The sequence below is a fragment of the Achromobacter sp. EB05 genome, from assembly GCF_044232075.1.
Taxonomy (GTDB): domain Bacteria; phylum Pseudomonadota; class Gammaproteobacteria; order Burkholderiales; family Burkholderiaceae_B; genus Achromobacter; species Achromobacter dolens.
Genome location: NZ_CP155917.1, coordinates 1,428,664 through 1,448,930, shown reverse-complemented (window position 1 = coordinate 1,448,930; position 20,267 = coordinate 1,428,664). Strand labels below are relative to the sequence as shown.

General features: G+C 66.8%; 20 protein-coding genes. 4 read left to right on the top strand and 16 right to left on the bottom strand.

What is annotated here, in order from left to right:
* Positions 1-31 precede the first annotated feature (31 nt).
* The 12 genes from AAID08_RS06615 to AAID08_RS06560 form a co-directional block, all read right to left on the bottom strand.
* The gene (locus AAID08_RS06615) at positions 32-1,525 is read right to left on the bottom strand and encodes a DegQ family serine endoprotease (RefSeq protein ID WP_395757475.1); all 1,494 of its coding nucleotides are present in this window, start codon (positions 1,523-1,525) and stop codon (positions 32-34) included.
* A 40-nt stretch (positions 1,526-1,565) separates the two neighbouring features.
* Positions 1,566-2,642 carry a MucB/RseB C-terminal domain-containing protein gene (locus AAID08_RS06610; protein ID WP_054501552.1) on the bottom strand — a complete coding sequence of 359 codons (1,077 nt, stop codon included), beginning with the start codon at positions 2,640-2,642 and terminating at the stop codon, positions 1,566-1,568.
* A complete protein-coding gene (locus AAID08_RS06605) occupies positions 2,642-3,151 on the bottom strand; it encodes a sigma-E factor negative regulatory protein (protein WP_054501553.1) in 510 nt (169 codons plus the stop codon). Before AAID08_RS06605 ends, AAID08_RS06610 begins: the two co-directional genes overlap by 1 nt.
* Positions 3,152-3,163: 12 nt before the next feature.
* Positions 3,164-3,763 carry an RNA polymerase sigma factor RpoE gene (gene rpoE, locus AAID08_RS06600; protein WP_054501554.1) on the bottom strand — a complete coding sequence of 200 codons (600 nt, stop codon included), beginning with the start codon at positions 3,761-3,763 and terminating at the stop codon, positions 3,164-3,166.
* 492 nt (positions 3,764-4,255) lie between these two features.
* Positions 4,256-5,485 (bottom strand): beta-ketoacyl-ACP synthase II, encoded by a 1,230-nt coding sequence (fabF, locus tag AAID08_RS06595; RefSeq protein ID WP_054501556.1) that lies wholly within the window; start codon positions 5,483-5,485, stop codon positions 4,256-4,258.
* A gap of 183 nt (positions 5,486-5,668) precedes the next feature.
* Complete coding sequence (gene acpP / locus AAID08_RS06590) at positions 5,669-5,908, bottom strand: acyl carrier protein (protein ID WP_005012191.1); 240 nt, start codon at positions 5,906-5,908, stop codon at positions 5,669-5,671.
* Between the two features lie 213 nt (positions 5,909-6,121).
* The gene (gene fabG, locus AAID08_RS06585; protein ID WP_054501557.1) at positions 6,122-6,874 is read right to left on the bottom strand and encodes a 3-oxoacyl-ACP reductase FabG; all 753 of its coding nucleotides are present in this window, start codon (positions 6,872-6,874) and stop codon (positions 6,122-6,124) included.
* Positions 6,875-6,878: 4 nt separating this feature from the next.
* Entirely contained in the window at positions 6,879-7,814 is a 936-nt protein-coding gene (gene fabD / locus AAID08_RS06580) for an ACP S-malonyltransferase (protein WP_054501558.1), read from the bottom strand.
* A 91-nt stretch (positions 7,815-7,905) separates the two neighbouring features.
* Entirely contained in the window at positions 7,906-8,892 is a 987-nt protein-coding gene (locus AAID08_RS06575; RefSeq protein ID WP_035360074.1) for a beta-ketoacyl-ACP synthase III, read from the bottom strand.
* Positions 8,892-9,959, bottom strand: coding sequence for a phosphate acyltransferase PlsX (gene plsX / locus AAID08_RS06570; protein ID WP_054501559.1), 1,068 nt, complete (start codon positions 9,957-9,959; stop codon positions 8,892-8,894). The genes AAID08_RS06575 and plsX overlap by 1 nt, the downstream gene beginning before the upstream one ends.
* A 59-nt stretch (positions 9,960-10,018) precedes the next feature.
* On the bottom strand, positions 10,019-10,201 hold the full coding sequence (gene rpmF, locus AAID08_RS06565) for a 50S ribosomal protein L32 (protein WP_006389284.1): 183 nt from the start codon (positions 10,199-10,201) through the stop codon (positions 10,019-10,021).
* 52 nt (positions 10,202-10,253) lie between these two features.
* Positions 10,254-10,913, bottom strand: coding sequence for a DUF177 domain-containing protein (locus tag AAID08_RS06560; RefSeq protein ID WP_175167631.1), 660 nt, complete (start codon positions 10,911-10,913; stop codon positions 10,254-10,256).
* 165 nt (positions 10,914-11,078) lie between these two features.
* On the opposite strand from AAID08_RS06560, the gene AAID08_RS06555 reads away from it, so the two are divergent.
* Genes AAID08_RS06555 through AAID08_RS06545 form a run of 3 tightly spaced genes read left to right on the top strand, consistent with a single transcriptional unit; the run spans position 11,079 to position 13,176 of the window.
* The gene (locus AAID08_RS06555) at positions 11,079-11,681 is read left to right on the top strand and encodes a Maf-like protein (protein ID WP_054501561.1); all 603 of its coding nucleotides are present in this window, start codon (positions 11,079-11,081) and stop codon (positions 11,679-11,681) included.
* Complete coding sequence (locus tag AAID08_RS06550; RefSeq protein ID WP_054501562.1) at positions 11,678-12,388, top strand: SAM-dependent methyltransferase; 711 nt, start codon at positions 11,678-11,680, stop codon at positions 12,386-12,388. Before AAID08_RS06555 ends, AAID08_RS06550 begins: the two co-directional genes overlap by 4 nt.
* Positions 12,389-12,390: 2 nt before the next feature.
* Positions 12,391-13,176, top strand: coding sequence for an N-acetylmuramoyl-L-alanine amidase (locus AAID08_RS06545; RefSeq protein ID WP_395757474.1), 786 nt, complete (start codon positions 12,391-12,393; stop codon positions 13,174-13,176).
* A gap of 18 nt (positions 13,177-13,194) precedes the next feature.
* On the opposite strand, the gene msrQ is transcribed toward AAID08_RS06545, so the two are convergent.
* The 4 genes from msrQ to AAID08_RS06525 all read right to left on the bottom strand — a co-directional run bounded on the left by msrQ (position 13,195) and on the right by AAID08_RS06525 (position 16,601).
* Positions 13,195-13,848: a protein-methionine-sulfoxide reductase heme-binding subunit MsrQ gene (gene msrQ / locus AAID08_RS06540; protein ID WP_054501564.1), complete on the bottom strand. Its 654-nt coding sequence runs from the start codon at positions 13,846-13,848 to the stop codon at positions 13,195-13,197.
* Positions 13,845-14,810, bottom strand: a complete 966-nt coding sequence (gene msrP / locus AAID08_RS06535; RefSeq protein ID WP_054501565.1) for a protein-methionine-sulfoxide reductase catalytic subunit MsrP — start codon at positions 14,808-14,810, stop codon at positions 13,845-13,847. The genes msrQ and msrP overlap by 4 nt, the downstream gene beginning before the upstream one ends.
* Before the next feature lie 158 nt (positions 14,811-14,968).
* Complete coding sequence (locus AAID08_RS06530) at positions 14,969-15,634, bottom strand: HAD family hydrolase (RefSeq protein ID WP_054501566.1); 666 nt, start codon at positions 15,632-15,634, stop codon at positions 14,969-14,971.
* 1 nt (position 15,635) lies between these two features.
* Positions 15,636-16,601, bottom strand: a complete 966-nt coding sequence (locus AAID08_RS06525) for an RluA family pseudouridine synthase (protein ID WP_100505113.1) — start codon at positions 16,599-16,601, stop codon at positions 15,636-15,638.
* Between the two features lie 508 nt (positions 16,602-17,109).
* Here AAID08_RS06525 and AAID08_RS06520 point away from each other — a divergent pair.
* Complete coding sequence (locus AAID08_RS06520; RefSeq protein ID WP_395757473.1) at positions 17,110-20,145, top strand: Rne/Rng family ribonuclease; 3,036 nt, start codon at positions 17,110-17,112, stop codon at positions 20,143-20,145.
* The last annotated feature ends 122 nt before the right edge of the window (positions 20,146-20,267 follow it).

Below are 20,267 nucleotides of genomic sequence, written 5' to 3'. Positions count from 1 at the left end.
GGCAATCAGCCATTTTAGCCGGTCTTGCGCCTTATTTGCTTGCGGGCACCGCCACCCACTGGGTCTGCTCGCCGCGACGCACCAGCAGGCCGACCGCGCGGCCCTTGTCCAGCTTGCCGACCAGCTCGGCGAACTGCTTGGCGCCGGTGACGTCGGTGTCGTTCAGGGCCAACACAATGTCGCCTTCCTGCAGGCCGGCCTTGGCTGCCGCGCCTTCGGCGACCTTGACCTGCACCCCGCCCTTGATGCGCAGCTTCTTCTGAACGTCGGCGGGCACGTCGATCACGCCCAGGCCCAGCGCGTTGGTCACTTCCGGCGCGGGCGGCGCGCCCTTCTTGCCCGGGGCGGCCTTGTCGACCGGAATCTCGCCGACCTTGACCGACAGGGTCATCTTCTTGCCCTTGCGCCACACTTCCATGTCGGCGCGCGTGCCGGGTTTGGTTTCGCCAACGATACGCGGCAGATCGGACCAGCGCTTGATCGGTTCCTTGTTGAAGGTCAGGATCACGTCGCCCGGCTGCACGCCGGCCTGTTCGGCCGGGCCGTCCACTTCGACGCTGCTGACCAGCGCGCCCTCGGCCTTGGGCAGGCCGATGGCCTCGGCCACGTCCTTGCCGACTTCGCCGATCTGCACGCCGACTCGGCCGCGCGTGACCTTGCCGGTGGCACGCAACTGGTCCACCACCCGCATCGCTTCATCGATCGGGATGGCCAGCGAAATGCCCATGAAACCGCCGCTACGCGAGATGATCTGGGAATTGATGCCCACGACTTCGCCCGCCAGGTTGATCAGCGGGCCGCCCGAGTTGCCCGGGTTGACCGCCACGTCCGTCTGGATGAACGGCAGGTATTCGCCGGTATCGCGGCCGATCGCGCTGACGATGCCCGAAGTCACGGTGGAATCCAGGCCGAACGGCGAGCCGATCGCCAGCACCCACTGGCCCTTCTTCAGTTTCTTGGGATCGCCGATCACCAGCGGCGTCATGTCCTTGGCTTCGATCTTGATCAGCGCCACGTCGGTGCGCTCGTCGGTGCCGATGACCTTGGCCTTGAATTCGCGGCCGTCGGTCAGGGTGACGTAGATGTCGGTTGCATCGCTGACCACGTGATTGTTGGTCATGATGTAGCCGTCTTCGGAGATGAAGAAGCCCGAGCCCACGCCGCGCGGCACGGTACGCTCCTCAGGCTGCTGCGGCTGCGGACGCTGGCGCGGATTGGGCGACTGCTGGCCCGGCGGCTGGAAATCCGGGCCGAAGAACCAGCGGAACAGCTCCGCCGGATCGTTGCCGCCAGGGCCGACGCCACGGATCGGCACGGTGGCGGTGGTGCGGATGTTGACGACCGCCGGGTCGGCTTTTTCAATGATGCCGGTGAAGTCAGGCAACGCCACCGTCGGGGTGGGCGTTTCGGCCGCAGCGGTCTGCGCCTGCGAGGCGGGCGCGAAGGCGGCCGCTATCAGGAGCCCCGCCGTCGCGGCCGCCAGGAAGCGGCGCAGGCCGGGGTTCGACACCATCATTGCTTTCATAGATTGCTCCGAAATCACTTCTTGCCGCAGAGGCCGCCCATTACTTGGAGCCGGCCGCCGGAGCATTCGCCACGGGTACGTATTCTGTCGCTTGCGCCAATTGTTCCAGCGTCGCCACGGGCACTTCGCCCACGGCCGTCAGCCAATAATCGGCGATGCGCGTGCCATAGACGGTAATCGATCCACGCTGCGCCGCGCCAGGGGGCGGATGATGGCCGCGCTGGCTGTCGTAGGGTTCGATGAACACCGAGATGGCCGCCAGGCCATCGGACAGCACCATCTGATTGACCGTCGCGCCGCGCCCCATCGAGCGCGCCACCTGCATGACGACCGTGAACCCCTTGGGCGCCGGAATGCGCCATCCCAGGGCGCCCAGGTCGACCGTCTTCATGGAGGGCTCGAGCACCTTCCAGTCGCGCGTGTTCCAGCGCGACGACAGCGATTTGGGATCGACCTCGGCGCCCAGGCGCAGCGAAGTGAACGACACCTGCTCGACCACGCCGCGGGCGGCGTTGAGGGTCTGGGCCTTCAACAGCAGATTGGTCTCGACGTCGGCACAGAGGCGATAGCCATAGCGCAACTTGTCCAGCGGCTCGATAGTGATCAGGCGGCATTCGCGCCCGGCAACGCGATGCAGCGCCGATTCGGTGCGGATCTTGTAGTGGTCGGTCAGGTTGGCCGGATCGCCCAGCAACAGGCCGGGAAAGCGATCGCCGCGGCGACGCTCGATCAAAACCGTCTTGCGCTCGGGGATCAGGCACTGCACATCTTCGTTGTGCCGCAAGTATTCGCGCGGCTGCCCGTCCAGGATCTCGAGACGCTCGCGCTCGCCGGTGCCGTCCAGGACGTGCACCAGGCGCGAGGACTGGATCATCTCGCCCTGCTGATACATGAACACGCCGGCGTAGTCCTGCTTGCGCGCGGCCTGCTGGATGCGGGAGAGCAACTGGACCACGTCATCACCCTGCGGGGCGGGCGCGGTGTCGGCGGCGCGCGCGGGGTCATGCGCGGCCAGGAATGCGGTCAGGAGCGTAGCGGCGAACCAGCCGGCGCGGTGAGCCTGCCACGAGGCAGCCCGTCCCAGCGCCGGCCAACGGGTCGGAAGCACCAGGGCCATCAGCGCCCCGCCCCGACGTCGAACGACACCTGACGCACCGCGCTGGGGCCGGCCATCTGGCGATGGGCCTCCAGGTAGTCGCTCAGGCCCGACGTATCGGCGCTGCCGCTGACGCTGGCGTCGGCCAGCACGCGCGTCTCGGTGCCGGAGGAACCGCCCGCCAGGTAGGGCTGGGCGACCCAGGCCACCGTGGCAACCGCGGCCGCCACCGCCAGGCCCGACAGCCCCATGCGCAGCGGCGAGCGGCGCCGAGGCGCCGCCACGATCGGCAGTTCGGCATCCAGCGCCCGCGACAGGCGGGCGTGGAAGTTCGCGCTGGGCGTCAGCGCCAGGTCGCTGTTGCGCAGGGCATCACCGATCAGATGATAGGTATCCCAGGTCTGTCGCCCTTCGCGGGTCAACAGGCCGGGGAGAATATCGTCGGTTTCTTCACCGTCCATCCAGGCGGAAACGGATTCCTCCCAGGCGGCATCCGAAGAAACGACGGACTTGGCTGCTGTAGTCTGCATGACTGCCACTCCTTACCAGCGACGCTCGACATCGGTGCCAAGCAAGGGACGCAACTTGGTCGCAATGGCTTCCCGCGCACGGAATATGCGGGAGCGCACCGTACCAATGGGGCAGTCCATGCTCTGGGCGATGTCTTCGTAACTCATACCTTCGATTTCACGCAGGACGATTGCGGTGCGCAATTCCTCGGGCAACTCCTCGATAGCCGCGTTCACCGTCTCGGCGATCTCGCGGCTGGCAACCATCGACTCCGGCGTGCTTATATCGGTTAGGTTGTCGGTTTCGTTAAAAGTTTCACCGTCTTCCGTTTCTATCGCATTGGGCGCGCTCGGCCGCCTGCCCTGGGAGGCGAGCCAATTTCGGGCCGTATTGATGGCGATACGATACAACCAGGTGTAGAACGCGCTCTCGCCCCGGAATTGGGGCAAGGCCCGGTAGGCCTTGATGAACGCTTCCTGGGCCACATCCTCGATCTCGGCGGGGTCGCGGATCATGCGGGCCAGCAGACGGAGAATCTTGCGCTGGTACTTGAGCACCAGCAGGTCGAACGCCTTCTTGTCGCCCCGCTGGACGCGCGCAACAAGCTCGGCGTCGACTTCGCGCTCGCTCATGTAGCCTCCCGCAGGCGGACCGTCCGGGACGTCTGCCGCGCCGCGCCGGCCAGCAGGCACAGCCGCCGCCAGTCGTCGGGTCGCAACGTCGGTTGCCAGACGGTGAAAGTTACATTTTGGTCGTTAAAGGCCATACTCCCGGGGGGCAAGGGCTGCAGGGTGAGCGAAAGCCAAGCAGGTCCGCGGCGCTGTTGTACCAGCACCGCATCCCGCCAGCCGCCCGGCAGGCGCACCTGCCAGCGGCCGCCACCGGCCGCGGTACGCAGGGCCGATACCGGGGACAGGCTCCGACGGCTCGAGTGTAACAGCCCTGCCGCCAGCGCCAATGACATCAACACGGCGGCGGCCGTCCAGGCGTTGCCGTGCCACGAGGCGGCGGCGACGAGACTGGCAGCCGCGGCCACCAGCCCCAGACCCGGCAGCGCCAAGACGCCGCGTGGCCGCAGGACGGGCACGCGATAAGTCCAGCGCCCCTGGCCCGGGCCTTCCAAATCAGACCCGGCGAACGGCCATCGAGCCGTTGGTGCCGCCGAAGCCGAACGAGTTGGACAGGCCGACGTCGATCTTCATCTGCCGCGCCTCGTTGGCGCAGTAGTCCAGGTCGCATTCGGGATCCTGGTTGAAGATGTTGATGGTCGGGGGCGAGACCTGGTTGTAGACCGCCAGGGTCGTAAACACCGCCTCGATGCCGCCGGCCGCGCCCAGCAGGTGGCCGGTCATGGACTTGGTCGAGTTCACCACCAGCTTCTTGGCGTGGTCGCCGAACGCCAGCTTCAACGCGTCGCTCTCGTTCTTGTCGCCCAGGGGCGTCGAGGTGCCGTGCGCGTTGACGTACTGGACGTCTTCCAGGTTCAGGCCGCCGTTGCGCAGCGCGTTGAGAATGCCGCGGCGCGGGCCGTCCTTGTCGGGAGCCGTGATGTGATGCGCGTCCGAGCTCATGCCGTAGCCGGCGAACTCGCCATAGATGCGCGCGCCGCGCTTCTTGGCGTGTTCGTATTCTTCCAGCACCAGCACGCCGGCGCCCTCGCCCAGCACGAAGCCGTCGCGGTCGCGATCCCAGGGACGCGAAGCCGTCTGAGGATCATCGTTGCGGGTCGACAGCGCGCGCATCGCGGCAAAGCCGCCAATGCCCAGCGGCGACACGGTCGACTCGGCGCCGCCGGCCAGCATGACGTCGGCATCGCCGTACTCGATCAGGCGGGCCGCGTCGCCGATGCTGTGCAGGCCCGTGGTGCAGGCGGACACGACAGCGTAGCTGGGGCCCTTCATGCCGAAGGCGATGGACAGATGGCCGGAGATCAGGTTGATCAGCGAACCCGGCACGAAGAACGGCGAGATCCGGCGCGGACCCTTGGCCATGTATTCGACCTGGGTTTCCTCGATGCGCGGCAGACCGCCGATACCCGAGCCGACGATCACGCCGATGCGTTCGGCGTTGGCTTCGGTGACTTCCAGGCCGCTGTCGCGCCAGGCCTGCATCCCGGCGGCCACGCCGTAATGGATGAAGGTATCCATCTGACGGGCTTCTTTGCTCGAGATATAGGTGCTGACGTCGAAGTCCTTGACTTCGCCTGCAATGTGCGTGGTGATGGCCGAGGGATCGAAACGGGTGATGCGGCTGATGCCAGAACGTCCGTTGACGATATTGTCCCAAGCGGTGGTCAGGTCGTTGCCAACAGGCGAAACGATACCAAGGCCAGTGATGACGACACGTCGCTTCACGGATGACTCCTCAAACAGACAAAAGAAAGGCGGTTTTCGGGATGCACTGCGCGTGCGGCACACGCAATAGCGGGTCGGGCGTCAATGCCCTTCCCGCGCGTGGACCACACGGCAAATTCCTGAAACCGCCCCGGTTCCCGGCCGGCCCCGGACATGGGGCAACCGGAAGGATATAGGCTGAGCTTACTGCTTACCGTTCGAATTGATGTAATCAATCGCTTGTTGCACGGTCGTGATCTTTTCGGCCTCTTCGTCGGGGATCTCGGTCTCGAATTCGTCTTCGAGCGCCATGACCAGTTCGACCATGTCGAGCGAATCGGCACCGAGGTCGTCAAGGAAGGAGGATTCGTTCTTGATCTCGGCTTCGTTCACGCCAAGTTGTTCAGCGACGATCTTCTTGACGCGCTGTTCGATGCTTTCCATGCAGATCTCCAAATGGGAAAAATCCCGCGAATTATAGCCAAGCGCAGAGTACTGCAAACGCCAGGCCGTGACAAAAATAACACCGCGCACGTTGATCTGTCGCCCGCCGGGCGCAGGAAAACCGGTGTGCGGCGTTTCCGGATGAACCGCGCGTTGCCGTACCGGTTCCCCGGCACTGACGCGGCGGCCTGGGCCGCCCGCGCGTTTCGTGACTTATTGCATGTACATCCCGCCGTTGACGTGCAGGGTGGTGCCGGTAATGTAACCCGCCTGCGGCCCGGACAAAAAGGCCACCGCATGGGCGATATCCGTCGGCGAGCCCAGTCGGCCCAGCGGAATCTGCTGCAGCAGCGCCGCGGTCTGGCTCTCGCCCAGGGCGCGCGTCATGTCGGTGTCGATGAAACCCGGGGCCACGCAATTGACGGTGATGTTGCGGCTGCCCAGCTCGCGCGCCAGCGCGCGCGACATGCCGGCGACGCCGGCCTTGGCGGCGGCGTAGTTGGCCTGGCCGGCATTGCCGCTCGAGCCCACCACGGAGGTGACATTGATAATGCGTCCCCAACGGGCCTTCATCATATTGCGCAGCACAGCGCGCGACAGGCGAAAGACCGACGCCAGGTTGGTGTCGATGACCGCGGACCAATCGTCGTCTTTCATGCGCATTGCCAGCGTATCGCGGGTGATGCCGGCATTATTGACGAGGATGTGCGGACCGCCGCCTTCCTTGCCAAGCGCGTCGATGAGCGCGTCGCAGGCTTCGGCGTTGGTCACGTCCAGCACCACGCCACGGCCGCCGAACGGCGCCAGCGCCTCGGTGATGGCGGCAGCGCCGGATTCGGAAGTGGCAGTGCCGACGACCACGGCGCCACGGGCGGCCAGCTCCTGGGCGATGGCGCGGCCGATGCCGCGCGTCGCGCCGGTGACCAGGGCGATCTTGCCCTGCAGTTCGATCGAAGTGTTTTCCATGGTCTTAATTTCCGTTGACCGCGGCCAGCGCGGCCTCAAGCGAGGCCGGATCCGTGATGGCCAGGCCGGTGAGCTCGGGGTCGATGCGTTTGGTCAGGCCGGCCAGCACCTTGCCGGGACCGCACTCGATGACGTGGGTCACGCCCTGCGCCTTCATGGCGCGCAGTGTTTCCACCCAACGCACAGGATGCCATGCCTGGCGCACCAGCGCATCCCGGATTGCCCCGGGTTCCGTCGGCGAGGCGACATCGACGTTGTTGATGACCGGGATCTGCGGCGCCGCCACGTTGACCGCAGCCAGCGCGTCCGCCAGCACATCGGCGGCAGGTTTGAGCAGGCTGGAATGGAACGGCGCGGACACCGGCAGCAGCAGCGCGCGCTTGGCGCCCGCGGCCTTGGCCTGCTCGCAGGCGCGCTCGACCGCGCCCTTGTGGCCGGCGATCACGACCTGCGCCGGCGCGTTGAAGTTGACGGCCTCGACCACCTCGCCCTGGGCCGCCGCGGCGCAAGCGGCGCGCACGGCATCATCGTCCAGGCCGAGAATGGCAGCCATGGCGCCGGTGCCGACGGGCACCGCGGCCTGCATGGCGTCGGCGCGCACGCGCACCAGGCGCACGGCATCTTCCAGGGCCAGCGAGCCCGCGGCGGTCAGCGCGGCGTATTCACCCAGGCTATGGCCGGCGACGACGTCGGGATTGCGGCCACCCGCCGCGCGCCAGGCCGCGAAGAACGCGACACCGGCCGTCAGCATGGCGGGTTGGGTATTGGTGGTCAGGTTGAGCTGCTCGATGGGACCCTGCGCGATCAGTGCGCCCAGGTCCTGGCCCAGCGCCTGCGAGGCGCGCGCCACGGTATCGGTCACGGCAGCGACATCGGCCCAGGCATCCAGCATGCCGACTGCCTGCGAACCCTGGCCAGGAAAGACAAAAGCGATTTTCATGTTCGACCGTGTGGAGTGATTCAGAGTCTGTGGAATGTCGGGCGCGACATCCGGGCGGGCGCGGCAGTCCGCGTCCCGGCCGGACACGCCCTTACATGCGGGCCAGTACCGAACCCCAGGTGAATCCGCCGCCCACGCCCTGCATCAGCACGAGCTGGCCCGGCTTGACGCGGCCATCGCGGCGCGCGGCGTCAAGCGCCAACGGCACGCTGGCAGCGGAAGTATTGGCATGGCTGTCGACGGTGATGACAACCTTCTCGACCGGCACGGCAAGCTTGCGCGCCAGGAAATTGAGGATGCGGACGTTGGCCTGGTGCGGCACCAGCCAATCGACTTCGCTGATGTCGACGCCGGCTTCGGCGCAGGTGTCGCGGGCGGAGCGGTCCAGCACCGTGACGGCCTGCTTGAACACGGCCTGGCCGTCCATGCGCAGGAACGGATCGCCGGTGACGTCGCCATAAGCCACGTTGCCCGCGGCGCTGAGGATTTTCATCTGGCTGCCATCGGCATGCAACTGGGCGGCCAGGATGCCAGGCTTGTCGGAAGCCTTGAGCACCACGGCGCCCGCGCCGTCGCCGAACAGCACGCAAGTGCTGCGGTCGTTCCAGTCGAGAATGCGCGAGAACACTTCGGCGCCGATCACCAGGGCGCAACGCGCGCGGCCGGCACGGATGAAGCTGTCGGCGGTGGTCAGGGCATAGACGAAGCCGCTGCACACGGCCTGCACGTCGAAGGCCGCCGAGCCCTTGGCGCCCAAGTTGGCCTGCACCAGGCAGGCGGTGCTGGGAAACACGAAATCGGGCGTGGAGGTGGCCAGCACGATCAGATCGACCTCGGAGGCGTCCACACCCGCGTCGGCCAGCGCGCGGCGCGAGGCCTCGGTCGCCAACTGGCTGGTGGTGACGCCACGCTCGGCCAGGTGGCGCTGGCGGATGCCCGTGCGCTCGACGATCCACTCGTCGGAGGTGGCGATATCGCGCGTCGCCAGTTCCGCAGCCAGGGCGTCATTCGAAACCACGCGTTCCGGCAGGAAGCTGCCGGTGCCCGCGATCACGGAATATTTCATTGCGGTATCCATCAAGCGGTGTCTCCAGCCGCGCCCGGCTCGAGCGCCGGAGCACTCGAGGCAGACTGGACGCGCTGGTTGAGCTGCGCGACCGTCTGCGCGGTGCGCTCCAGCAGTTTACTCACGACGGCTTCGCGCGCCCGTTGCAGCGCGAAACCGAAGGCGTAGACATCAGCCGAGCCGTGGCTCTTGATGACCACGCCACGCAGCCCCAGCAACGCCGCGCCGTTGTAACGGCGATTGTCGACGCGGTTGCGCAAGCGGTTCAGCACCGGCTTGGCCACGGCGCCGGCCAGCAGCGTGATCAGGTTGCGTTTGAACTCTTCGCGAATGACGCTGGACAGCATTTTGGCCAGGCCTTCCACGGACTTGAGCACGACATTGCCGACGAAGCCATCGCAGACGACGACGTCGACCGTGCCCTTGAAAATGTCATTGCCTTCCACGTTGCCGTAGAAGTTCAGGGGACTGGCGCGCAGCAGCTCGGCGGCTTCCTTGACGACCTCGTTGCCCTTGATGACCTCTTCGCCGATGTTGAGCAAACCCACGGTGGGGTTGTCGCGATGGTCCACCGCCTGCGATAGCGCGGCGCCCATGATGGCGAATTGCAGCAGGTGTTCGGCCGTGCAGTCCACATTCGCGCCAAGGTCCAGCACCGTGGTGGCGCGGCCCGTCTGGTTCGGAATGGACGTGGCGATCGCGGGCCGGTCGATGCCGTCCAGCGTCTTGAGCACATAGCGTGAAATGGCCATCCACGCGCCGGTGTTGCCCGCGGAAATGCAGGCGTCGGCGTTCCCGTCCTTGACGGACTGGGCGGCCAGGCGCATGGAGGAATCTTTTTTGCGGCGCAGGGCGACCTCGACCGGGTCGTCCATGGTGACGACTTCGGAAGCCGCCACGATCTCGAAACGATCACGCTCGACGCCGCGGTGCTCGGAGAGCGCCGCTTCGATGGCGTCGGGAAGCCCGACCAGCAATAGCCGGGTATCCGGGAATTGCCGGGCGAACTCGATCGCAGCCGGAATCGTGACGGGCAGACCGAAGTCTCCGCCCATACAGTCTATGGCGATGCGTATCACGGGTGCCAGGTATCAGCGCTCAGCCGAATTGGTCCGAGTACGAGTTCGGCCCGGGGGCCTTATTCGTCGGCCTTGGTCTTCAGGACCTTGCGGCCACGGTAGAAGCCGTTGGGGCTGATGTGATGACGCAGGTGCGTTTCGCCCGTGGTCGGTTCGATAGCCGTCGACGGATTCACCAGAAAATCGTGCGAGCGGTGCATACCGCGCTTGGACGGGGACTTCTTGTTTTGTTGAACAGCCATGATGACTCCTAGAAACGGGGCGCATTGTACGCGATGCGGCCCGATGTTGATCTCAATCTTTGTGCTTCAGTTGTTCCAGCACCGCAAACGGCGACGGACGCTTGACAACGGGCTCTTGGGGAGCTTCGCTGTCCTTGGCCTGCGCGCCCGGGCATACATCATGCTTGGGCACATACGGAACGCTCAGAATGAGCTCATCTTCGATCTGGGCCAACAGATCGAAATGATGCGAACCCACCACCTTTTCAGGCTGGTTGGACACAAAACCTTTTCCTGCGTTTCCTGCTTCCTCGCCGTCCTCATCCTCGTCGTCGAAACCCGCGGCGTGATCGCCCGAGGTAAAGCCGTCGTCGAGGTCGGCTTCGGACTTGACCAGTTGCAGCAGGACCTCGCTGTCCACCGGATAGGCGAACGGCTCATTGCACCGCTGACACACCACGACCGGATTCGCCTGCACATGAATGTGCAGGAGCGGCTGACCTTGCAGCAGCCCGGCCTTGCCCATCTCGCCACGCACGGACCACGTCACGAGGCCGGCCTCACCCGCCGGTTGCTCGGGAAGCCCGTCAACCGCGCGCGTCAACCGCACAAGAGGTATGGTGCCTTGCGCTTCCTTGCCCGAATGGGCGAATGCGAATGCGTCGATGGGCTTGATGTTCTGTCCTTTCGCACGAGGCCGCCGGAAATGCGCATTCGCGCACAACCCGCACATCCCGTGCATTCGCGACCATCCCAGGGCGCAAAACCGATGACTGACGCGGGGTTGCGCCCCGCCCATGAGTGGGGGTTGCGCCCCGCCCAAAAGTCATGCTGCCCTGCAAAAATGCCGCAAAACGTTAGATAATACTGTGACTTACGTCCCAGCGTCAAATATCGAATGCCCTCACAACCCAGTCTGATCCTCGCCTCCAGCTCGCGCTACCGCAAAGAACTGCTCACCCGCCTGCGCCTGCCCTTCACCGCCATTTCGCCCGATGTGGACGAAACGCCACAGCCAGGCGAATCACCCGAAGCGCTGGCGCTGCGCCTGTCGGTGGCCAAGGCCATGGCGGTGGCCGGCGGGCATCCCGGCAGCGTCGTCATCGGATCGGATCAGGTGGCCACGGTAGACGGCCAACCCATTGGCAAGCCGGGCGATTTTACGCGCGCCCAGGCGCAATTGCGCGCACTTTCCGGGCAGATCGTGGAATTTCACAGCGCGTTGGCGGTGACTGACGGTCATCGCGTGGAAAAAGCCGATATCGTGACGCGGTGCAAATTCCGGCGCCTGAGCGACCAGGCCATCGACGCCTACCTACGCGCCGAGGAACCCTACGATACCGCAGGCAGCGCCAAGGCGGAAAGCCTGGGCATCGCCCTGATGGAAAGCATCCAGAGCGACGATCCGACCGCCATCATCGGCCTGCCGCTGATCACCTTGACCACCATGCTGGCCGAGTTCGGGCTCGACGCGCTGGCGGCGCCGGGAGCGCCCGCATGAGCGGCTCGCTGCACCTGATCCCGGTGGGACTGGGCGAGGCCGCCCCGGAAAGCTGGCTGCCCGCCGATGCGCGCGCCCGGGCCGGCAGCCTGGACACCTACATCGCCGAGAACGCCAAAACGGCGCGCGCCTTCCTCAAGCTGGTGGGCACCACCCGGCCGCTGCAGGAAATCACCATCCACACGCTCAGCGACAGGACGGACGCGGCCGAGATCGGCGCCTGGCTCGAGCCGGTGCGCCGCGGCGCCGACATCGGCCTGGTGTCCGAAGCCGGCTGCCCCGCGGTTGCCGACCCTGGCGCCAAGGTGGTGGACGCCGCCCATCGGCTGGGCATCGTCGTCAAGCCCTGGGTCGGCCCCTCCTCCATCCTGCTGGGCCTGATGGCCAGCGGCCTGGATGGCCAGCGCTTCGCCTTCCACGGCTACGCGCCCGTGGACGCCGGCGAACGCGCCAGGCAGCTCAAGGCCTGGGAACAGCACTCGGCCCGACACAACCAGACGCAATTGCTGATCGAGACCCCCTACCGCAACGCCGCCATGTTCGCAACGCTGCTGGCCAGCCTGAAGGGCGACACCAAGCTGTGCGTGGCCCGCGCGCTGACCACCGCGGACGAATGGATCGCCACGCGCACCATCGCCGACTGGAAAAAACAGCCCGCCCCATCGCTGGACAAAATGCCCACCCTGTTCCTGTACCTGGCCCGCTGACGATGATCCGATTTGCCGCAGTATGCCTGGCCCTCGCGGCCCTGGCCGGTTGCGCCCAGCGCGGCCCCGCCGGCCTGAACCTGGACACCTCCGTTACCGCGGTCAGCCAGAGCAGCCGGGTGCGTTTCGTCGTGGTGCACTACACCTCGACCGACGACGCCGTATCGATGAAGCTGCTGTCGCAGGGCAAGGTCAGCGCCCACTACCTGATCGAAACCTCCGGCCGCGCCCACAGGCTGGTCGACGAAACCCGCGCCGCCTGGCACGCCGGCGAAAGCGCCTGGTATGGCCTGAATGCCATGAACAGCACGTCGATCGGCATCGAAATTGTCAACCCGGGCTGGACCGACGGCACCGACGGCAAGCCGCAGTGGCATGCGTACGGCGACCGGCAGATCCGCGCCCTGACCCTCTTGCTGCGCGACATCATCCAGCGCCACGGTATCGCGCCCGAGAACGTGGTGGGCCACAGCGACATCGCGCCCCAGCGCAAGGTCGACCCCGGCCCGCTATTCCCCTGGAAGCAACTGGCCGCAGCCGGCATCGGCCGCTGGTATGACGAAGCCGGCGCCGCCGCACACCTGGCGCGCCTGCAGGCCCAGGGCACACCCGACGTCGCCTGGTTTCAGCAGCAACTGCAGCGGCTGGGCTACACCACGCCACAGAGCGGCACATTGGACCGCGCCACCATCAACGTGCTGGCAGCGTTCCAGATGCACTACCGCCCTGCCCGCCACGACGGCCAGCCCGACGCCGAGACCGCGGCGATCATGCTGGCCATACTGTAACCGGATGGCGCATGCCGCTCAGGCCCCGCGACGGCGCCACCAGGCGGCCAGCCGCCAGCCCAGCAGCAGCGCCAGCACCGAGGCATACAGGATCGGCTCTGACAGGTCGTTCTTGCCGGCCTTGTGCCACCAGTAATGCAGCACCGCCAGCAGGCCGATCAGGTAGATGGCGCGGTGCAGTTGCTGCCAGCGCCTGCCCATCTTGCGCATGGCCCACTGGGTGGAGGTGGCCGCCAACGCCGCCATCAGCACGAACGCGGCAAATCCCACGGTAATGAAGGGCCGCTCGCCGATGTCCTGCAACATGGCGGCCGGATCGAAGCCGCGGTCCCACCAGACCCAGGCCATGAAATGCATGGCGCCATAGAAGAACGCGAACAGGCCACACATGCGGCGCAGGCGCACCAGCGCCGGCTGCCCGGTCAGGCGCCGTAGCGGCGTGATCGCCAGCGTCACGAGCAGGCACACCAGCGTCCAGGTGCCCGACGAGCGTGTCAGGAATTCCACGGGATTGGCGGTCAGCCCATTGGTGAAGCCCAACCAGAGCCAGCGCGCGAACGGCGCCAGGCCCAACAGGAACAGCCAGGGCTTGACGCGCCCGACAGCCCGCGCCGACCACTGGGGCTTGCGCGCCGGGGTCGCGCCAGCACTCTCGGCCACGGGCGGTTTCAATAGTTGGCCTTCAAATCCATGCCCTGGTAGAGCGACGCAACCTGCTCGGCATAGCCGTTGAACATCAAGGTCTTGCGCTTGGGCGAGAACAGGCCGTCCTCGCCAATGCGGCGCTCGGTGGCCTGGCTCCAGCGCGGATGCGGCACGGTGGGATTGACGTTGGCGTAGAAGCCGTATTCCTGCGGCGCGGCCTTGATCCATGAGGAGACGGGCTGCTTTTCCACCAGACGGATCTTGACCAGCGACTTGCCCGACTTGAAGCCGTACTTCCAGGGCACGGCCAGCCGCAGGGGCGCACCATTCTGGTTGGGCAGCACCTTGCCGTAAACGCCAAACACCAGCATGGCCAGCGGGTGCATGGCCTCGTCGATGCGCAGGCCCTCGATGTAGGGCCAGTCGAGGATGGCGGCGCGCACGCCCGGCATGTTCTCGCGCTGCACGGCGGTCACGAATTCCACGTACTTGGCATTGCCGGTGGGCTCGACCTGTTTGAGCAGCGCCGACAGCGAATAGCCGATCCAGGGAATCACCATGGACCACCCCTCGACGCAGCGCAGCCGATAAACGCGCTCTTCCATCGGCGCGAGCTTGAGCAGTTCGTCGATATCGAAGGTGCGCGGCTTGCCGACCTCGCCCTCGACGCTGACCGTCCAGGGCCGGGTCTGCAGCTTGCCGGCGTTGGACGCGGGCTCGCCCTTGTCGACCCCGAATTCATAGTAGTTGTTGTACGACGTGATATCAGCGAAAGACGTCTGCTTGTCCATGACGCTGAACGCCGCATTGGGCTGGCCCGCCAGGGCGCCGGCACCGGGGCCCTGGGCGAAGGCGCTGCGCGTCGCCCACGGCAACCCCAGCCCCGCCGCCGCCACGCCGGCGCGCAGGATCAGGTCGCGACGCGACCGCCAGACCGCTTCGGTCGTGATGTCGGAAGGAACGATGTCATGGGGCTTGCGTATCAGCATGGGAATCTCCTAGGGGGCCGGCGCGGCGAGTCGCGTCGCTGCCGCCCCGCTCAAACCGTGGACGTTTCGCGACCCCATGATATTCCGCCGGCGTGGCCGGCGGCGATCCGCAATAGACCGCCCCGCTCTCGCAGCGTTCCCCGGCGCGCCTGCGATCGTCAGGCCGCCGCCGCCAGGGTCCGGCTGAGCAGCCAGTCACGCACCAGCGGCACGCTATCCAGCACCGCCTGCGGACCGCAACCCTCAAGTTCCTTCAGGGTATGCGCGCCGTAGGTCACGCCCAGGCCATGCACGCCGGCATTGGTCGCCATCTGCATGTCGTGAGAAGTGTCGCCCACCATCACCACGCGGGCCGGATCGACGTCCAGCTCGCTCATCAGCTCGTGCAGCATGGCCGGATGCGGCTTGCTGAAGGTCTCGTCGGCGGTGCGGGTGGCGTCAAACATGGGGCCCAGGCCGGTCGCGGCCAGGGCGCGGGTCAGGCCCACCCGGCTCTTGCCGGTGGCCACGGCCAGGCGCACGTCGCGCTCGGCCAGCGCCGTCAACAACTCGGGAATGCCATCGAAAAGGCGCAATTCTGGATCGCGCAGCAGGTAATGGGTGCGGTAGCGCTCCAGGAAGCGCGGCAGCATCGCCTGGGTCAATTGGGGCACGGCGCGGCGCAGCGCGCTTTCCAGCGACAGGCCGATGACCCAGCTGGCGTCGGAGGCCGATGGCACCGGCAGCTCCAGGTCGCGACAGGCACCCTGGATGGCGGCCACGATGCTGTGCGTGGAATCCATGAGGGTTCCATCCCAGTCAAAAACGACCAGCGAATACGACATATCAGACCGACTCCAGTTGTTTCAGTATTTTCCGACAGGCGGGCGGCAGTTCGGCCGTCAGCGTCATCGGCTCCCCCGTCAACGGGTGATTCAGCGTCAATTGATGGGCATGCAGGAACATGCGACCAAAACCCATGCGCGAGAACTCGGCGCGGACCTCGTCATGGCCATACTTGTCGTCGCCCACGATGGGAAAGCCGCTGGCCGCCAGGTGCACGCGGATCTGGTGGGTACGCCCGGTGCGCAGCTCGGCGTCCACCAGGCTGTAGCGGCCGAAGCGCTGCTTGAGCGTGATGATGGTGTGGGCGGTCTGGCCGTCGGGATCGACCTTGACGCGGCGCTCGCCCGACTGGGTGGTCCATTTGGACAGCGACAGCTTGATGTGCTGGCGGTCGTTGACCCAGTCGCCCTCGACCAGCGCGTAATAGTGCTTGTCGCTGCGCCCCTCGCGCAGCATGGCGTGCAGGGCCAGCAGCGCGCTGCGCTTCTTGGCGACCATCAGCAGGCCGGAGGTTTCGCGGTCGAGCCGGTGCACCAGTTCCAGGAACTTGGCCTCGGGGCGGGCGGCGCGCAGTTGCTCGATCACGCCGAAGGAAACGCCGCTGCCGCCGTGGACCGCCACACCGGCGGGCTTGTCCACCACCAGCATCGCGTCATCCTCGAACACCACCGGGAATTCGGCGGCCGGCACCGGTTTGGGCTTGCCCGGGTCGGGCAGCCGCAGCGGCGGAATGCGGACCATGTCGCCTTCCGCGACCCGATAGTCCACCGAGATACGTCCCTTGTTTACCCGGACCTCGCCGCCGCGGATGGCCTTATAGATATGGGTTTTGGGGACGCCCTTGCACAGGCGCATCAGGTAGTTATCCAGGCGCTGGCCGGCATGCTCGGCGCCCACTTCCACCATGCGGACGGAGGGGGTGGCCATAGGGGAGGAAGTTTCTTTGCGCATTGCGGAAAGCGACATATAATCGGGACAGCCTTAAGGGGCTGAATCAGCCGCTGGCGTAGAGATGCAACTCAAGTACGCAACTCCGTCGAGCGCGTGGGCCGCCATTGTACTGCCTGCTCATTCAACCCCTGGGTCATTTGGTCGCCGGCGCAACCGCGCCCTGCCGGATAGTGGTGTGGCATTCATTTTGCCCGCTGTCCCAGCAGGTCCGTTGCCTGCCGCAAGCGGCTTGAAGCACTGCAAGAATCGTCGCATATTTAAAGCACCAGCTGCGCGTCGGCAACCAATCCGGCCGCAACTGCCGTTCACAGCACATTTCCGTCAAACCACATTCAGTGAAGCTGACCCTCCTGCTGAAAGAACCCCGTGCCCCACGGCACGACGTGCCCGCCTGACCCGCGGCGGATACGCCTGGGCGCCGCCCAGGTACGGTCCGCATCTTCTTGCCCGCTTCAGCCGCAGCCCGAGTGGCCCGAGGTCACGCGCCGATATCGGCGCGTCATGACAACGGAGAAACCCTCTCATGAAGCGCATGCTGTTCAATGCGACGCACCAGGAAGAATTACGCGTCGCTATCGTCGATGGGCAAAAACTCATCGACCTCGACATCGAGACTGCCGGCCGCGAACAACGCAAAGGCAACATCTACAAAGGTGTCATCACCCGGATCGAACCCGGCCTCGAAGCCTGCTTCGTCAACTACGGCGAAGACCGCCACGGCTTTCTTCCCTTCAAGGAAGTGGCTCGCAGCTTCTTCAAGGAAGGCGTCGACGTCCGCACCGCCCGCATCCAGGACGCCCTGCGCGAAGGCCAGGAACTGATCGTCCAGGTTGAAAAGGAAGAGCGCGGCAACAAGGGCGCCGCCCTGACCACGTTCATCTCGCTGGCCGGCCGCTACCTGGTCCTGATGCCCAACAACCCCCGTGGCGGTGGCGTTTCGCGCCGCGTCGAGGGCGAGGACCGCCAGGAACTGCGCGACACGATGGAGCAGCTCGAACTGCCCCAGGGCATGAGCATCATCGCCCGCACCGCCGGCATCGGCCGCAACGTCGAAGAACTGCAATGGGACTTGTCGTACCTGTTGCAGCTCTGGACCGCCATCGACGGCGCCGCGCGCGACAACTCCGCGCCCATCCTGATCTACCTGGAATCGAGCCTGGTCATCCGCGCCATCCGCGATTACTTCTCGCCCGAGATCGGCGAGATCCTGATCGACACGGACGAGATCGCCGACCAGGCCACCGCGTTCATGAGCGTGGTGATGCCGGACAACGTCCAGCGCGTGAAGCGCTACCGCGACGACATCCCGCTGTTCTCGCGCTTCCAGATCGAACACCAGATCGAAACGGCCTACTCGCGCACGGTCACGCTGCCCTCGGGCGGCGCCATCGTCATCGACCACACCGAAGCGCTGGTGTCCGTGGACGTCAACTCGGCCCGCTCGACCCGTGGCGCCGACATCGAGGAAACCGCCCTGCGGACCAACTCGGAAGCCGCCGACGAAGTGGCCCGCCAACTGCGCTTGCGCGACCTGGGCGGCCTGATCGTCATCGACTTCATCGACATGGAAGACAGCAAGAACCAGCGCGCCGTCGAACAGCGCCTGCGTGATGCCCTCCATTTCGACCGCGCCCGCGTCCAGATGGGCAAGATCTCGCGCTTCGGCCTGATGGAACTGTCGCGCCAGCGCCTGCGTCCGGCCCTGAACGAAGGCTCGCACATCACCTGCCCGCGCTGCAACGGCACCGGCGTGATCCGCGACGCCGAATCGAGCGCCCTGCACGTCCTGCGCCTGCTGCAGGAAGAAGCCATGAAGGAAAACACCGCGGCGGTCCACGCCCAGGTGCCGGTCGACGTGGCGACCTACCTGCTGAACGAAAAGCGCGCCGACATCACCAAGATGGAAGCCCGCCTGAAGGTCAACCTGGTGCTGATCCCCAACAAGCACCTGGAAACCCCGCATCACCACATCGAGCGCCTGCGCCACGACGATCCGCGCCTGGAAGAAGTGAAGACCAGCTTCGAGCTGGTCGAGGCTCCCGCCACCGACGCCCCCTGGCAGCCGCGCGAAAGCGAGATCAAGGCCCGTCCGGAGGCGCTGGTCAAGGGCATCACGCCTTCGCAGCCGGCTCCCATGTCGACCCCTGCCCCGGCGCCCGCCCCCGCGGCCGCGCCGGCGCAATCGGGCGGCCCCAGCCTGCTCAAGCGCCTGTTCGGCTGGCTGACCGGCAACAGCGAGCCCGCCAAGGCCGCGCCCGCCGCCCAGGAAGAGACCAGCGCCAAGCGCGCCGCGTCGCCGGCCCGCGGCAAGGGCCGCAGCGGCCACGATGGCCAGGAACGCCGCGGCGAACGCCACGGCTCCGACCGCAACCGCAACCGTCGCGGTGAGTCCCGCGCCGAAGGCGCCGAGGGCAGCGAAGGCGGCCGTCCGCACATTCGCGGCAACCGCCGCCCCGAAGGCGAACGTGGTGAACGCCAGGAACGCGGCGAGCGTCACAACCGCAACGAGCGTGGCGAACGCGATCAGGCCATGCAAGCCGCGCAAGCCTCGAACCGCCCCGACATCGCGCCGGAAGCCGCTGGCGATGATGCCGGCGCCGGTCGCAACCGCCGTCGCGGCCGTGGCCGCAACCGCCGCGAGGAAGGCCAGGCCGACGCGCCGATGAGCGAACAGGAAAGCATGGTCGCCGCGCTGGCCCAGTCGGTCGCCACCGCGCTGCCTGAAGCCAAGCAGCCCGCCGACGCCCAGGCCGAAGCCGTCGAGCAGACCGCCGATGGCGTGCCCGCCGTCGAAGGCGCCGAAGCCGGCGCCGACCCGGAACGCAAGCGCCGCCGCCGCCGCAGTCGTCGTGGCCGCCGCAGCCCGGACGAGGCAGGCGTGGCAGGCAGCGACGAGCAACTGGAAGACGGCGCCGAGGAAGACGCCAGCGAGCCCGCCGAGAACGTGACCGCCGCCCCCGCGCCAGTCGCCGCCCCGGTGGCCGCCGCGCCGGCCGAAGCCCCCGCCCCGCAAGCCGAGGCGCCGGCACAGCAAGCCGAAGCCGTCCAGGCTGAGATCACGCCGGCACCGGCCCAGGTCGAACAGACATCCGCCGCCGCGCACGAACCGCAGGCCCAGCAGCCCGTACAGGCTGCGGCCCCCGAGCCGATCGCCCCGGTGGCTGTCGAGCCCGCCAGCGAGGTTTCCGAGCCGGCCGCGCCTGTCGCGACCCCGGTGGAAGCCGCCGCGGTCGAGCCGGTGGTGGAACCTGCCGTGACGGCCGCGCCGGTCGAACCGGAAGCCACGCCGGCACCGGTAGCCGCCGCGCCTGTGGCGGCGGCGCCGGCCAGCGCCCAGCCCATCGTGGTGCCGGCGACGGCTCCTTCGGCCAAGGCCCAGGCCCTGCACGAAGTGGTCAACGCCGCCGGCCTGCAGTGGGTGGAAACCGACCCCGAGCGCCACGCGCAGACGCAGTTGCGCATCGCCGCGGCGCACACGCCGGTCCGCCTGGGCCGCGAGCGCAAGCCGGTGGCCCCGGTTTCGAACGAACCCCTGGTTCAGGTCGAAACCCGCCACTAAAGGCAAGCCGCGCAAGCAAAAGCCCCCATCGAATGATGGGGGCTTTTTTATTTGCCAGCCGACCACGCCGCCCGGGCATGGCGCCGGAACACACCGGCGGAACATGGCGCCGGGATATGGCG

Coding starts and splice junctions, on each gene's coding strand:
- AAID08_RS06520 (WP_395757473.1), top strand. CDS start 17,110: ATGAAGCGCATGCTGTTCAATGCGACGCACCAGGAAGAATTACGCGTC.
- fabD (WP_054501558.1), bottom strand. CDS start 7,814: ATGAAAATCGCTTTTGTCTTTCCTGGCCAGGGTTCGCAGGCAGTCGGC.
- AAID08_RS06575 (WP_035360074.1), bottom strand. CDS start 8,892: ATGGATACCGCAATGAAATATTCCGTGATCGCGGGCACCGGCAGCTTC.
- AAID08_RS06530 (WP_054501566.1), bottom strand. CDS start 15,634: ATGTCGTATTCGCTGGTCGTTTTTGACTGGGATGGAACCCTCATGGAT.
- AAID08_RS06615 (WP_395757475.1), bottom strand. CDS start 1,525: ATGAAAGCAATGATGGTGTCGAACCCCGGCCTGCGCCGCTTCCTGGCG.
- AAID08_RS06545 (WP_395757474.1), top strand. CDS start 12,391: ATGATCCGATTTGCCGCAGTATGCCTGGCCCTCGCGGCCCTGGCCGGT.
- AAID08_RS06525 (WP_100505113.1), bottom strand. CDS start 16,601: ATGTCGCTTTCCGCAATGCGCAAAGAAACTTCCTCCCCTATGGCCACC.
- AAID08_RS06550 (WP_054501562.1), top strand. CDS start 11,678: ATGAGCGGCTCGCTGCACCTGATCCCGGTGGGACTGGGCGAGGCCGCC.
- AAID08_RS06555 (WP_054501561.1), top strand. CDS start 11,079: ATGCCCTCACAACCCAGTCTGATCCTCGCCTCCAGCTCGCGCTACCGC.
- rpmF (WP_006389284.1), bottom strand. CDS start 10,201: ATGGCTGTTCAACAAAACAAGAAGTCCCCGTCCAAGCGCGGTATGCAC.
- AAID08_RS06605 (WP_054501553.1), bottom strand. CDS start 3,151: ATGCAGACTACAGCAGCCAAGTCCGTCGTTTCTTCGGATGCCGCCTGG.
- acpP (WP_005012191.1), bottom strand. CDS start 5,908: ATGGAAAGCATCGAACAGCGCGTCAAGAAGATCGTCGCTGAACAACTT.
- fabG (WP_054501557.1), bottom strand. CDS start 6,874: ATGGAAAACACTTCGATCGAACTGCAGGGCAAGATCGCCCTGGTCACC.
- msrP (WP_054501565.1), bottom strand. CDS start 14,810: ATGCTGATACGCAAGCCCCATGACATCGTTCCTTCCGACATCACGACC.
- rpoE (WP_054501554.1), bottom strand. CDS start 3,763: ATGAGCGAGCGCGAAGTCGACGCCGAGCTTGTTGCGCGCGTCCAGCGG.
- AAID08_RS06560 (WP_175167631.1), bottom strand. CDS start 10,913: ATGTGCGGGTTGTGCGCGAATGCGCATTTCCGGCGGCCTCGTGCGAAA.
- AAID08_RS06610 (WP_054501552.1), bottom strand. CDS start 2,642: ATGGCCCTGGTGCTTCCGACCCGTTGGCCGGCGCTGGGACGGGCTGCC.